10 protein-coding genes are annotated in these 13926 nt (G+C 54.4%); 2 read left to right on the forward strand and 8 right to left on the reverse strand.

What is annotated here, in order from left to right; translation table 11 throughout:
- Positions 1-12: 12 nt before the first annotated feature.
- From aroB to SH467x_RS14395, 3 genes are read right to left on the reverse strand one after another with little or no spacing between them, the layout of a single operon-like run.
- Positions 13-1104, reverse strand: a complete 1092-nt coding sequence (gene aroB / locus SH467x_RS14385; RefSeq protein ID WP_482367802.1) for a 3-dehydroquinate synthase — start codon at positions 1102-1104, stop codon at positions 13-15.
- Positions 1101-2672 (reverse strand): protein kinase domain-containing protein, encoded by a 1572-nt coding sequence (locus SH467x_RS14390; protein WP_482367803.1) that lies wholly within the window; start codon positions 2670-2672, stop codon positions 1101-1103. The genes aroB and SH467x_RS14390 overlap by 4 nt, the downstream gene beginning before the upstream one ends.
- A gap of 49 nt (positions 2673-2721) precedes the next feature.
- On the reverse strand, positions 2722-3843 hold the full coding sequence (locus tag SH467x_RS14395; RefSeq protein WP_482367804.1) for a fatty acid desaturase family protein: 1122 nt from the start codon (positions 3841-3843) through the stop codon (positions 2722-2724).
- 386 nt (positions 3844-4229) lie between these two features.
- Between SH467x_RS14395 and SH467x_RS14400 the strand changes: the two genes are divergently transcribed.
- On the forward strand, positions 4230-6311 hold the full coding sequence (locus SH467x_RS14400; RefSeq protein ID WP_482367805.1) for a vWA domain-containing protein: 2082 nt from the start codon (positions 4230-4232) through the stop codon (positions 6309-6311).
- Between the two features lie 52 nt (positions 6312-6363).
- On the opposite strand, the gene SH467x_RS14405 is transcribed toward SH467x_RS14400, so the two are convergent.
- Positions 6364-7446, reverse strand: coding sequence for a type IV pilus twitching motility protein PilT (locus SH467x_RS14405; protein ID WP_482367806.1), 1083 nt, complete (start codon positions 7444-7446; stop codon positions 6364-6366).
- Between the two features lie 188 nt (positions 7447-7634).
- On the opposite strand from SH467x_RS14405, the gene yhdJ reads away from it, so the two are divergent.
- The gene (gene yhdJ / locus SH467x_RS14410; RefSeq protein WP_482367807.1) at positions 7635-8495 is read left to right on the forward strand and encodes an adenine-specific DNA-methyltransferase; all 861 of its coding nucleotides are present in this window, start codon (positions 7635-7637) and stop codon (positions 8493-8495) included.
- Here yhdJ and SH467x_RS14415 read toward each other — a convergent pair.
- Genes SH467x_RS14415 through SH467x_RS14430 form a run of 4 tightly spaced genes read right to left on the reverse strand, consistent with a single transcriptional unit; the run spans position 8492 to position 13736 of the window.
- Positions 8492-9616 carry a type III polyketide synthase gene (locus SH467x_RS14415; protein ID WP_482367808.1) on the reverse strand — a complete coding sequence of 375 codons (1125 nt, stop codon included), beginning with the start codon at positions 9614-9616 and terminating at the stop codon, positions 8492-8494. The genes yhdJ and SH467x_RS14415 overlap by 4 nt on opposite strands.
- A complete protein-coding gene (locus tag SH467x_RS14420; protein WP_482367809.1) occupies positions 9613-10815 on the reverse strand; it encodes an FAD-dependent monooxygenase in 1203 nt (400 codons plus the stop codon). The genes SH467x_RS14415 and SH467x_RS14420 overlap by 4 nt, the downstream gene beginning before the upstream one ends.
- Entirely contained in the window at positions 10812-11540 is a 729-nt protein-coding gene (locus tag SH467x_RS14425; RefSeq protein WP_482367810.1) for a methyltransferase domain-containing protein, read from the reverse strand. The genes SH467x_RS14420 and SH467x_RS14425 overlap by 4 nt, the downstream gene beginning before the upstream one ends.
- Complete coding sequence (locus SH467x_RS14430) at positions 11541-13736, reverse strand: efflux RND transporter permease subunit (RefSeq protein ID WP_482367811.1); 2196 nt, start codon at positions 13734-13736, stop codon at positions 11541-11543. It abuts the gene before it with no gap.
- Positions 13737-13926 lie beyond the last annotated feature (190 nt).

Genomic DNA, 13926 nt, shown 5'->3' on the forward strand with positions numbered 1-13926 from the left:
TCCACGACGGGGCTATACAAAGGCTTGAATCGCCCGTCGCACTTCGTCGGCCTCCATTCGCCTTACGGATCGAACCTCCCCAATGCTCACGGGGAGAATAAGGGTCAGGACACCATGCTCATTCTTCTTGTCCGTTTGCATGGCTGATAAAATTGCTTCCCTGTCGATTCCCGGCTCGCATCGGGTTGGCAATTGGAGACGCTGTAAAAGCTGCGTTTGCCGCTCCCAACTCTCTCGTGGCCAAAGCTTCTGCTCGGCAGCAAGCCACCCGGCCATTGTCATTCCGATGGAAATCGCTTCTCCATGCAAGTACTTGCCATAGGTGGTGGTAGCCTCGATGGCATGGCCAAAGGTATGGCCATAATTCAAGACGGCGCGCAAGCCGGTCGTTTCACGCTCGTCGCTCGATACGACTTGCGCCTTCAACTCGCATGAACGTTGGATCAATTTCTCCATCGCGTTGGATTCCCGGCTTAGGATGGGTGCAACGTTTTGTTCGATCCAATCGAATAGTTCCGGATCGAGGATAACTCCGTATTTGACAATCTCGGCGATTCCGCTTCGAAACTCTCGATCTGGGAGAGATTGCAAGACGGCGGTGTCAATGAGAACCGCATGGGGCTGCCAAAAAGCACCGATCGCATTCTTGGATTGGGGAAGATTGATTCCGGTTTTCCCGCCGACGCTGCTATCGACCATGGACAAGAGCGTCGTTGGAACTTGAAGAAAGCGAATGCCTCGCATGTAGGTCGCAGCAGCAAATCCCGCTAAATCGCCAACGACGCCACCGCCGATTGCGATCACCACGGATTTACGATCCATACGAGCGGCCAACATCGCCTCCCAAATGGCGGACAGGGATGCGACCGATTTGCTCGCTTCACCGCTAGCGACTCGGTAGCCCTGCACGCGGATACCACGACTGTTTAGTCGATGGGAAAGGGATTCTCGCAATGGTTCGAGATGCTCGTCCCAGATCAGAAACGCATGCTGCAATGATTCGAACGAATCCAAACATCGTTGGAGATTCTCGTCCCATTCGTCGGTTCCGATCCAAATGTTGTAGCTTCGTTCTTGCAAGTCCACTCGGACCGATTTTGTCATGACCTGGGGAGTTGGTTGGAGTGTTGTTTCTCAGTGGCAAGCACCACGCGTGTTCTCGACAAGTAATCATGAAGGGATTGACGGTCCTTTCGAAAAATCGCCAAGGCAGCATCGGTCGCCACGAATAGGACCAAGGCCAAATCGGGCCATCGACCAATCCCCTCATAATAGAGAGTCAGATAAATCACCAAAGGCCCAATCCACGAAATCGCATTTCGGAGGACTTCGCGCGTCACCATCTGTTCTCGACGCGGTGTGAGTCCATTCTCTTCGACAATGCGCAACTGAAACAAATACCGTCCGATCGATCGCCAGCCGCGATAAATGAACGTCAAATAAATCGCAGGAACGATGAGCGAAATGAAGGCGATGATCGGAACCATCCACTGAAACGCTTTGAACGTCCGATCTCGAAGCAAAAGGATGACGATCGCAAACGGTAGCAAGCAAACGAGCAAAAAAAGTTGATCGGCCAAGTACGCCATTACCCGCGATGCCATCCCCGCCGTCGTGGTGCTCACAGGTTCGATCGCCTGCATATCCTCAAGCAACTCGTCATAGGTGCGATACCGATCCTCCGGCTTTTTCGCCAGAAGCCGCAGGACGACGGAGGCAAACTCGCGAGGAATTTGATTCGGCCACACCTGCGGGAAATCGATGGTCGCAGTGATGTGGGTGCTCAACCGCTCTCGCACCGTATCGCCTTGCAAAGCAAATGGGGTCCTTCCAAAGACAAGCTCAAAGAGAGTCACCCCGAGCGCGTACATATCGGATTGAATGGTGTTGGAACTCTGCAACAACTCGGGGGCGAAGTAGGCCGGCGTTCCGGAAACCGATTCGGTGCGGTTTTGAGAAGCTGTGTTGCTGGAAAGCCCGAAATCGGAGAGCTTGATGTTGTTGTCCGACGTCAACAAAAGATTCGCAGGCTTGATGTCACCGTGCACGATCCCGAATTGCGATGCGTGGTCCAATGCCGAAACGACTTGGATACCGTATCGGATCGCGTCCGCATAAGGGATCTTGCCGTCCTGCTTGAGCTTTTCCGCCAACGTAGGCCCGGGCAGTAACTCCATCGCGAGAAAGGGCTCTTCTCCCTCGCGTCCCACATAGTAGATCGTCACGACGTTGGGGTGGTTCAAGCGAGCTTGGGCAATTGCCTCTCGCAGGATAGCAGCCACCCGCGAGTCCACGGTTTGGTTCGGCTGCCGCATGACCTTCACAGCAACAAAACGCTGCAGGGACGTGTCGAGTGCTCGATAGACGGAGCCCATCCCTCCAACCCCGAGCTTTCGGTCGAGCCGAAAGTGCCCGTAGTGATCCTGGGGGAGCTCGTCGGATTCGCTCAAATCAAAGCAACTCAGATGCGATGGCTCCTCCAGGCTGGTGATGGAGACCGTCGCACTCATTGCCGTCTTCAATGCTTCCGGCTGGACTTGCCTTTGGCAATCGGGGCACTTGCCACCCAAGTTCAAGTCGACCCGAAACTCCGTTCCGCATACGCAGCGATAAAGCAGATTGCGTTGGCCTGCGATTTTCGACTTGGGATCGGCGGTTTCGGTGGGGTCCATGCCCCAAGTTTACTCGGAGCCCGGATATTTTGCAGTCGTTTTGCAATCGCTAAGCAGCTTTGGATAAGCTCGCGGTACGAGCCCCCGAGACCTTGGGACTGGATTGTTGCGATGCAGCACTTCGTTTCCAAAGACTCACAATCTCAGCGATCAAACTTCTTTTGACCGTCTCTCGAAAGAGACTGTCCGCTGGAAGCCCCGCCATGAGGCGTCGATGGGCTTTTCCAAGATTATGGTACGGAATGCTTGGGAAAAGGTGATGGGTGGCATGATAACGCGTTCCCGTCGGGCCCCACAGTTCGGTGAACCAGGGACTATACGGATAATCGCAGGAATCCAAAAGCTGCTGCTCGAACGAAAGCTCAGCTCCCTCGCCGGTCCAACGATGGGCACCAAGTGTCCGGACATTGTTCATCACAATCATCGAGACGCTCACGGCGTACGCATAGAACCAAAAGGGGTCCAGCCATGTCCCCGCAATAAGGGGGCCATGCAACAAAATGAACCACGCGACAAGGAGGCAAGCGACCTCCTGCAATCGCATGATTCTGTAAACCTTCTCACCCGCCTCTGGGCGTACATAGGTGATATCCATCACCATGGTCGACGCACGAGCGAAGGTCCATTTACGCATTTGAGGATAAACCCAAGCCATCGGGGTGAGGATCCCCCATCGGATCAATCCAACAAACGGAGTAACCAACGTCCCGAGCATGTACCAAACGATCGCACTCGGCGGTTGATGGCTCAAATTCAGATACTCCGCATCCTCCTCGGTCCCATAAGACTTCCTGCGGTGATGGTCGATGTGGGGGTAGTAGGTAAAAGATGGGATCATAAACGGAATCCCGCACAACGTATTCCACACGACTCGAAACGCGGTCCAACCTTCCTTGGGCAAGTGAACTAGTTCGTGCGTAAACATCGCCGCTCTGAGGTACAGCAAGACGTTGGCCACAAACAGTCCCGCCTGGATTGCCCAGGAAACCGGGGAAGAAAGATCGAGCCACTTCCACGAATTCACATTCAGCGAAAAGCAAGCGTGGCCGGCGACGATGGTTATTAGAAAGTCGGTCCAAAACAGCCAGGGGACCGGCCTGTGGAGGTCTTTCACAAGCTCTTTGGCTTGTCGGATGGAAAACTTGGGCGTCTCGAGCGAAGTGAGTTCCATGGCATTGGTCCGGAAGGAAAATTCCGCAAGAATGAATCACGGTAAAACCATTATCGACCTTCAATCCCTTTCCATACGCTCTCGCCATTCCTGGCTGAATTCCTTTTCCAGATTACCTAAAACATCGTATCTTTCAGCATGTTCCTCTTTGATTTTAGGGGGCTTCCATCGTCACTCCCCCGGGCGATCGAACTCCAAAACTTCTGAAACGACCGATTTTGGGGACTCCCGTGAAAAATTGAGTATTTTTGCCACACATGAGGACCTTAAATCGTTGAACCTACACGGCGGAGACGGGAGAATGATTGGTTCGTCGACGACATGCGGGTTCGCCTCCCCAATCGGTTTCCCCCCCAAGGTCCCCTCAGTTCTGAAACGCGAAAGCCATGCTAAGACGACCAAAGGATGAAACCGATTCGAGCCCGCCGAGCGATCTGCTTCCCGGTCCATCCGCGGAAAATGGCACGGATGGTCTCGAAGAGGAATTGGCCGACGAGGAAACCGCTAGCTGGATCGATGCGGACACAAAGTCCTTTATGGTGAGCATGCTGGTCCATGTCGCCGTGATCGTCGGATTGGCTTCCTTCACCGTCGTCACGCAGCCGGAAGTCCTGCAAATCCTTATCCAGTCGACTCCCGCGGAAGACGAGCCACCGCTCCTCGATGTCGTCAGCGACCTTGCCTACTCCGAAGCACCATCCGAAGAGATCGGAGCAAACTCGGAGGGGCTGGCCGATATGGCCCTGTCGACCGCTGCCTCCCTGGCAACCATCTCCGAGCTTCCCTCGACGCCACTCGATGTCTCGATTCCAAACGGGGAATTGAATGTCTCGATCGATATCCAAAAAGCAATCGGCATCACCGAAGCTCCCAATGCTGTGAAAGGCATGACCGGTGTCGGTGTTACCGGTACCGACGGGGCGGTCGATCGAATCACGTACGAACTTCTCCAAGCCATCGAACAACGTCCAACTCTTGTGGTCTGGCTGTTCGATAGCTCCGTCTCTATGGCGAAACGCCGCGACGAAATTCGCAACCGATTCGATCGCATCTACGAGGAGCTCGGCATCGTTCAAGAAGAAAAGAAAAAGAGATCCGCTGGAATCGATTTGAGCCAACCACTCCTCACCGGAATCGTTTCGTTTGGACAAGACGTCAAGTTCCTTACGAAGAATCCCACCGCAGACCTAAGCGAAATCCGACAAGCAATCGAAGGGATCGAGGTCGACGAGTCGGGGGTCGAAATGGTCTTTAAAGCGGTCAAGACCGTCGCGGACAAGTACAAAACGATGCGTGTTTCTCGCGGTCCCGACGACCCCGAACGGAATGTCGTCCTGATTACTATCACCGACGAACGAGGCGATGACGCCTCAGCCGCCGACGAAGCGATCGCGCTGTGCCGCAAATTCGGCATCCAATCCCACGTCCTAGGTGTTCCAGCCCCCTTCGGCCGCGAATTCACGTACATCAAATTCGTCGACCCCGACCCCAAATACGATCAAACTCCCGATTGGCGACAGGTGGATCAAGGACCCGAGACCCTGGTTCCGGAACGAGTTCAACTCGGCTACCAAGACAACTACTACGAGGAACCTGTCATCGACTCGGGGTTCGGCCCCTATGCTCTCTCACGGATGTGCTACGAAACAGGTGGTATCTACTTTTCCATCCACCCAAACAGGAAAGTAGGACAGCGAGTGCAAGCGAACGAAGTGGAAGCCTTTGCGTCGCGCATGAGCTACTTCTTTTCTCCCGACGTCATGGAAGCCTATCGCCCCGATTACTTGTCCGACTCCGAATATATGAGTCGCATCAAGAAAAGCCCGCTGCGGGCCTCGCTGGTTCAAGCGGCCAAGCTCTCGCGTGTCGGAACGCTCGACAAACCCAAACAAATCTTCATCAAACGAGAAGAAGCGACCTTCATCCGCGACCTCACCCTCGCCCAACAGGAGTCTGCAAGACTCGCCCCGGAACTCTTCCAAATGTGCGCCATGCTGGCAGAAGGTGAAAAATTCCGAGCGCGCGAAACCTCGCCGAGATGGCTGGCGAGCTTTGACCTCTCCTACGGCACTGCACTGGCAGCCAAAGTTCGCGCCGAATCCTACAACGCGATGCTGGCCAAAGCGAAACGAGGGATGCCCTTCGAAAAGAAGGAAAGCAACACCTGGAACCTCAAACCAAGCGATTCCGTCGGCGGCGATAGCAAACTGGAAAAGGAAGCGAAATTGGCGCGCGAACTTTTGCAAGGCGTCGTCGATCAGCACCCCGGAACCCCTTGGGCACTCCTCGCCTCGCGCGAGCTGGACCATCGCGTCGGATGGGAATGGGAGGAAAGTTTCACCGATCTAACCCCCCCTCCACGCAACAACAATCGGCCAGCCAATAACAATCCCCCTCCCCCCGCACGCGACGAAGAAGCTCGCATGCTCAAACCGCCACCCCCCAAGCGTCCCGCGACCAAGATCTAGTCATAATCCTTGAATGCCGACAGGCCGAACCGTCAAGCTCAAGCCTGCCAACTCAAGCCCGATCGACCATCCATTGGTCGGCGATTTCTTTCCGCACCAATCCGCCGGCTACCAGCCTACGCAGGGATTCATCCATGGTGATCATCCCTTCATTTCGGCCTGTAAGGATGTAGTTGTCGATACTTTCCAGTCTGCCATTTCGGATCGCCGCTCCGATCGGCGCATTGTTGAAGAGTATCTCCAGTGCAAGCTCTTGTTTTTCATTCGGGGTAATACCTTCGATCAACCGTTGGCAAATCACCGCACGCAGGGAAGATGCCAATTGCGAACGGACTTCATTCTGCACCGACTGTGGAAAGAAATCTGCGTAACGGGATATCGCCCCCTTCGCATCGCGCGTGTGCAAAGTGGAGAAGACCAAATGCCCTGTTTCCGCGGCGCTCAACGCCATCTTGGCCGTTTCTTGATCTCGAATTTCCCCGACCAGAATCACGTCGGGATCTTGGCGAAGCCCATACTTCAATCCGTCGGAGAACGTCTCTACATCGGTGCCGATCTCACGCTGAGTGACCAAGGAAGTCGGGCAGACCGGGAACCGATACTCGATCGGGTCTTCGATCGTCACGATTCGACATCCTCCTTTCCGGTTCAATCGCTGGATGATCATCGCCAGCGATGTGCTCTTCCCTGCCCCGGTGATCCCTGCAAAAAGAACCAATCCATGGGGAAACTCAATCAATCGGCGAGCGACATCTTCGGGGAAGGAAGCCCAAGCGAAACTGGGGATCTGATCGGGAATGAAACGAATGCATGCACCGATCTTCCCGTAGCTCAAAAAGAGATTGATCCGAAGTCGAATGGTTTCTTCACCGTAGCGAACGGCAATAGCCAGATCGCAATTCTTGATGGAGGTCATTCGCTTTAACGTTTCATCGGTGACAACGGGACGGAGGGCTGCGAGAATCCGTTCCTCCGTCAGCGTGTCCTCTTCGATCGGCACCAGCTTCCCAAAGGTTCGAAGCATAGGTGGATTGTCGGCGATCAAGTGAAGATCGGAGGCGGCGCGTTTCGCACCCTCGTGGAACCAAGTGCGAAAATCTCCTTGGATAGCATCCCATTCCCATTCGGTGGCCATCTCATTCTCCATCCGCATTGAGGCGTATCAATCGTTGTTTTGTCCGAGCGGGAGGCTATCATAACCTCTTGTCGCCAGGGGGACGCTGCCTTGATAACGATTCAACCCTATGGCTTCTACCGGCGATTCTGATTGAATTCCGTAACCGTCACGTTTTCATCTGCTGAGGCGATGGAGGAGCACTGACTTTGCGTGATGAGCAAAAGCCCATCGAGCGTTTTAGCCGAGGCGAGGAACATGTCATCTATTGGGGCGATGTCCTCCAGGTACTGGAGGAGTGTGTCCCGGATCATTCAATAGATCTTCTCTTTGCGGATCCACCCTACAATATCGGCAAGCGATACGATTCGTTTTTGGACCGATGGGAATCCGACGAATCTTACGCGGACTGGTGCTATCAATGGCTCGCACTAGGTCTTCAAAAATTGAAGCCGACCGGATCGCTCTATGTCATGGCCAGCACCCAAGCGATGCCCTATCTCGATCTGTTTCTCCGAAGGCGGTCCACGGTGCTCGCGAGAATCGTTTGGCGTTACGATAGTTCCGGTGTACAAGCGAAACGGAAATTCGGCTCGATGTACGAGCCGATATTGCACTGTGTTATGGATCCGAATCAATACACATTCAATGCGGATGCGGTGCGCGTCGATGCCCCAACAGGCTCGGTCCGACGCTTGATCGATTATCGCAAAACACCACCCGTCCCCTACAACAGCTCCAAAGTTCCTGGCAATGTTTGGGAGTTTTCCCGTGTTCGTTACCGCATGAGCGAATACGAAAATCACCCAACTCAGAAGCCAGAGTCACTGTTGGAACGAATCGTGACCGCCAGCAGTCATCCGGGAGATTGCGTTCTCGATCTGTTCTCAGGGACCTTTACGGCGAGCGCCGTCGCGAAACGCTTGGGACGCCGATCGATCGGAATCGAACAATCGAGCGAGTATGTCAAAATTGGATTGCGAAGGCTTTCAATCTGCGAGGACTTTCATGGCGAACCCCTGGTTGCTATCCAGAAGCCTTATGTCCGAAAGAACAAAAGTTTGCCTTAGCTAGCTCCCTTTCTGAGAAGCATGAGCTCGGCATGAAGCCCCGGTCCAAACGCGATGACTAGACAGTGAACCGGAGTCGTTGAAACGGGATTCAAGCCAGCTGTGATGCGTTCGAGAATGAAAATAACGGTCGGGGATGACATGTTTCCGCACTCCCGAAGAACAGCCCGCGAGTCCTCTACCTTGCTCGCAGGCAATTGAAAGGCAGCCTCGCATGCATCCAAAATACGTGGGCCGCCTGGATGGATCGCCCAGTGATCGATCTGCTCGATCGATAGTCCCTGCGAAGAAAGCCAACGGGAAACCGGTTCACACAAGCTGTTTCGGAGCACATTGGGCACTTCGGGGGACAACTGCATGACAAAGCCGTGGTCGCTGATCTTCCAGGACATGAATCGATCGGTGCCCGGAATCCAAATCGAATGGGTCGAAAGAATCTCCCATCCCTTGCCCGTATCCGCTAAGGCGTGATCCCGATGGACCACCACCACTCCTGCGGCTCCGTCCGCAAACAATGCGTTGGCGACGAGTTGTTGCGGATCGTCTGTGTATTGCTGATGAAGGCTACAAAGTTCCACCGCTCCCACAATCGCAATCGCGTTCGAATCGGCTCGTACCACAGCATCAGCGGCCCGCAACCCATTGATCATGCCGTGGCATCCCATAAATCCGACGTGCATTCGCTGAACGAGCGGACTCATGCCGATCGCACCCATGAGTTGGTGATCGATGCCAGGTGAACAAAAACCAGTGCACGAAACGGTGATCAAGTTTCGGATGTCTATCGGAGAAATTCCTGCTATCTCGATGGCACTTCGACACGCCCCTTCTAATAACTGAGGCGCGTATCGCTCGTACGCTGCCATTCGCTGGCTGGTCGTTGGCCCGTAAGGTGTTTCCGTTCGAGACAAATAAAAGTCCTGAGGGATCTCATCCGATTCCTTCTCCTCTCGAAGCAAAACCGAGTAGCGATGATCGACACCCGACTTTCGATATAGCGCAGGTAACGCATGATTCCATCGCTCACTGATTTCGAGCCTGCTCGCAAGACGTGCGGCATTCTCCTGATCGATTCCGACCGAAGGTAGCTGAGTTCGAAACGACTGCAGAAACGCCGTCATTGCATTGCCTTTCTGACGAGAAAACGACGAACCGGAGGGAAGGCATCCAGTCCTCGCAAAATCCATACGCATCGTTTGGGCTTTCGCGCCTGCGAAGCTACCCACTTCGCCACCCGCGTCTTCGACATACGTTCACGCAGCGCCCAATCGTTCCATCGGCTGGCTAGCCGACCCCATCCGTCCTCTTGAGAAGCATCGGACCATTCGGCCAATCGCTTGGCGCTTTCAAACGCCCAGGACATTCCTTCGCCCGTGAATGGCTCGATGTACCCGAGCGCGTCACCTACTAAGAAAGTTCGCCCGACTCCCACAACCGTAGAGGTTCGAGTAAGTGGGGGAGTTGCGGTCCACTTCGTGTCGAGTTTCCCAAATAGGACCTCGCGCTGACAATCTTGAAGAATGGAATCGACCACTTCCCCGATGCCTCGCCGGTTCCCAATCCTATCGGGATCGATTGCCGCAGCGAAATCGACATATCCATCATCGGAGAGGCATATCCCAAGATATCCAGCCTTGCCTACGAGCATATGAAGCTGCCGCTTGGTGACGAGGGATCGTAACCATTCGTTGCACTTAAGCTGAGACTGTAATTCGGATAGATGGCACAAGGCGTGAACACCAATCCGAGAACGTTCTGAGACTTGTTGATTCCATCTCGAATCCTTTTGAATCGGAGAACGGGTCAAGCCCGCTGCGACGGCAACCATCTTCGAAGAAACCAATCCTCTCTCGCGCGTGTCCCCTTCTCTCTGTACGTTCACGACCGCAGGTCCCAACTCGCCAATGTCGACGACCGTCCCGCGAGCGTTCCAACGAATCTCGCATCCCGCAGCGATGGCTGCCTCCGCCAGCGCTTGATCGAGTGTTGAACGCCGAATGCTGATCATGGTCGGCACCCGCCAAGACGAGACGTATCCATGGCAATGAACGACGAGTTCCTCGATGGGGGTTCCAAGTGACAGAACCCGCTCTAGGATCCCCAACTCTGCAAGGTGTTGCTGAGCGCGACGATTCAAACATCCTCCACAGACCTTCTCGCGCGGAAACGCCTTCGACTCCAGAATCAAAATCCGGCGGCCGGCTCGAGCGGCCCGGATGGCGAAGCTAAGTCCAGCAACGCCTGCTCCGACTACGACGCAGTCCCACTCAGCCTCCTGGTTGGCGCGCGCCTTGGAATCGCGGGAGGTTTCTGCGATCATTCGGTCCGTTCCCATCTCAAAAGGAATCGCATCGGCCAACATCCTCGAACGGAGATGGGATGCAATCCGGCATCGGCTGCGAGCTTACCGATTTCGGAGATCGTGAATGCGGCTCGAACCGATTGCGGGCCATCGAAATGAACGATCGGAGATCGGGAGAGCAATCGGCACCCAGCCTGGGCAAGGAGCCAGCCTCTTCGCGAGCGCACCAAATCGTCCACGATGACAGCATGTTCCGCGAGCGATGCCATCCTCGTTAACAATTCCATCGTTTGCCCTTCGGTGAAGTGATGCAAAAACAACGAACAGTAGATAATGTCAAATGGACGGGATTTACCCAGCGCTGGAGTTGTGGCTAACGCGTTGCGACATTCGAAACGAACCTCACACGAGTGCTTGGTTGCGGTAGAACCTTGATCGCGACGCGCGGTTGCTTGCGAGACGGCCGTTTCGCTAAAGTCCCATCCGGTAACCGAAACAGGATGGTGATGTGCTATCCGCCTCGCAACTTCGCAAGCGATATCGCCACTCCCGCACCCCAAGTCAAGGATACGGCAATGCGCTAGCTTCCTCTGCTGGATCAAAGCTTCGATCTCGACGGCGATCCGGTTAGCTGTTCCGCTCAAACGATTGATACGTCTCAGGCCAGCCAATGCCAACTGGTGTTCGGCGAATTCCAATTCTGGATCGTCCATTAATTCCGGGACGAGGTGACGTGTTTGCATCTATGCCTCCACGAACGGGGAAATAGTACTCGGCTCTCGACTGGGAGCGACCCAACGGCCGAACCGAGTCTGCAACAATGCTGGAAGCAAACAAAGGTCCCCGACCAAAGCGAGGGACAGGATCGAAATCATCAAGAAAGCAAACTGCTTGGTTGGATTAAAATCAGCGAACAAGAAGGGAAGCATCGCGCAGCATGCAATCAACGTCGTTTGAATCATCGCCGGTGCACACGCGATGAAGGTTCGTTGGACTGCATCGACTGCGGTGCACCCAAGCTCCTTCTCCTTTCGATACCAACAGATGAAGTGAAGAGTGTCGTCCACAGCAATCCCGAGAGCCACGCTCGCGGTCAAGATCCCAGCGATGTCTAGCGGATACCCCAACCAAACCATCGCTCCAAACGCCATCGTAACAGGCAACACGTTCGGGACCATCACCAGCAAACCACCCCTAACACTCCGAACAACCCACATCATCACCGGCGTGATCAAACCAAACGCAGAAAGAAAGCTGTAACCCAAATCGGATAACAGCGCTATTTGCGTTTCATGCATGACGGGTGCCAATCCCGTAACCGAGACGACGGCATCGGATTGCTCTCGATCGAGACACTTGTTGACGGCCGTCTCCAATCGATCGGTCGCCTCTCGATAACTAATTTGCGTCAAGGCAGAGACTTTCGCCGCCAAACGCCATGTGGTGCCGGAGGGGGAATCATGTAAAAAGCCACGCTGCTGAAGTTCGGGAAAAGCCCCTTCGATCCTCTGTTTGTAGACACCTCGTTGGGCAGCACCTCGCACGCCACGTGCCTCTCCAACTTGCGGGAGAAAGGTTGCAGCGGAAAGGGTCGGACCAACCTCCGATAGCTTGCCAATTTCTCGTTGGACCATCGAAACCAAGCGAACTTGCTCCAGCGAATTGGCAGAACTGTATGCATCAAACCGAAGCACCACCTCTACCGAAGCGATCGGACCTAGATGATCTTCAAACCAATCCATGTCCCGGGACACGGGATCGGATGGTGGGAATAGATCGCAAAACTTTGTCGATGCGTTCAGCTGCGTCAGTCCCTCCAGCGAAAGACAAAGCAGCAACATCCCGATCGTAGAAATCCATGCAGCATTCTGCGATTGCCATCGCAAGTAGTGATTCGCAAGGAGCAAGAACAGCGAGGGTGGCGAGTTCCCTTGTGGTCTTTCACGCAACGAACGGGAGGGTCTGGCAACTCCGAGTAAATAAGGAAAGTACACGAGCAACATAGCGGTTGCGACACCGAGGGAAACCGCGGACAACGCCCCAAACTCCCGAACAGGAGAAAGCTCGCTCACGAGAAGCGACCCCATGCCGAGCATGGTTGTTCCCGAGGAGAGGATACAAGGCCAGAATCCATGCTTGACCGCTTCCCATCCCGCACCCTGTTTGGTGGATTGCTTGGATTCTCGTTGATAATTGATGAGGTGTATGGCCCCCGACAGGGTCAGCATGAATATCAGCGTTGGCAACACAATGAGAACGGCGCTGAACTGAAATCCGCCGTAGAAAACCAGGGATACCGATACCAATTGCCCAGCTGTCGCCAAAAGAAAGGCGATCAACGCATAACGCCAACTTCTCAACAGCAGACACGCCATGACAACCGCTGCGATCGAGGAAGGGATCACCAACTGGGATAGACTCTTCGCCGAGGCAACGTCGATCGCATACGACTCGTAAAGTGAACCGACCATGCGCAGGGAATCGCTTCCAAGCAACTCCGTTTCGTCGGCAGCTAGTCGAACTCGCCGAATCAATTCCGCATGGTTATCAACACCTGCTGGCGAAGCGATGAGAAACAATGCACAGGTACCGTCAGGACCAAGCAACGTGCCTTGCAGTCGCTGTCTTGCCTGCTCGGGTCGAAGCCGTAACGGTTCCCCTTCGAGCGTCGCCAACACCTCCGGAGTCGTGACGATCGAAGTCACGTACCCTTCATCCACCACCGATGCTTGAAGTTTGGAAACCAAGGCGGGAATGCGAGGATCCTCCGCAGTCGCACCATCCCACGAAATCAACAAGGACTGATCGCTGCCAAATTGCTGTTGAAAAAGATCGTACTCCTTTTTCTCAGGCCGCGAGGAGGGAAGCCATTCATGCACGCCGGCCGATCCAATAGGCAATTGAACCGTGGCATGGAGTGCAAAAGGTATTGCAGCCATTGCAACGATCGCGACTATCCAAGAACGATGGCGAAAAAAATTCACGGTCTCTGCTTTTCCGACTAGTCAATGATGCCGACTGCATGCTAACGTGATCTGCAAACTTCTATTGCAATCAGGCGCTCCGTTGCAACCAGTCTCATCCTAACGACGAAAGGATTTCTAGGTGAGAGCAAATCTTTTATTCGCA

The organism is Brakhagea slesvicensis, from assembly GCF_052161625.1.
Lineage (GTDB): Bacteria > Planctomycetota > Planctomycetia > Pirellulales > Pirellulaceae > JBKCUI01.

Coding starts and splice junctions, on each gene's coding strand:
- SH467x_RS14390 (WP_482367803.1), bottom strand. CDS start 2,672: ATGGACCCCACCGAAACCGCCGATCCCAAGTCGAAAATCGCAGGCCAA.
- SH467x_RS14425 (WP_482367810.1), bottom strand. CDS start 11,540: ATGCAAACACGTCACCTCGTCCCGGAATTAATGGACGATCCAGAATTG.
- SH467x_RS14415 (WP_482367808.1), bottom strand. CDS start 9,616: ATGACGGCGTTTCTGCAGTCGTTTCGAACTCAGCTACCTTCGGTCGGA.
- SH467x_RS14400 (WP_482367805.1), top strand. CDS start 4,230: ATGCTAAGACGACCAAAGGATGAAACCGATTCGAGCCCGCCGAGCGAT.
- SH467x_RS14430 (WP_482367811.1), bottom strand. CDS start 13,736: ATGGCTGCAATACCTTTTGCACTCCATGCCACGGTTCAATTGCCTATT.
- SH467x_RS14405 (WP_482367806.1), bottom strand. CDS start 7,446: ATGGCCACCGAATGGGAATGGGATGCTATCCAAGGAGATTTTCGCACT.
- SH467x_RS14420 (WP_482367809.1), bottom strand. CDS start 10,815: ATGATCGCAGAAACCTCCCGCGATTCCAAGGCGCGCGCCAACCAGGAG.
- SH467x_RS14395 (WP_482367804.1), bottom strand. CDS start 3,843: ATGGAACTCACTTCGCTCGAGACGCCCAAGTTTTCCATCCGACAAGCC.
- aroB (WP_482367802.1), bottom strand. CDS start 1,104: ATGACAAAATCGGTCCGAGTGGACTTGCAAGAACGAAGCTACAACATT.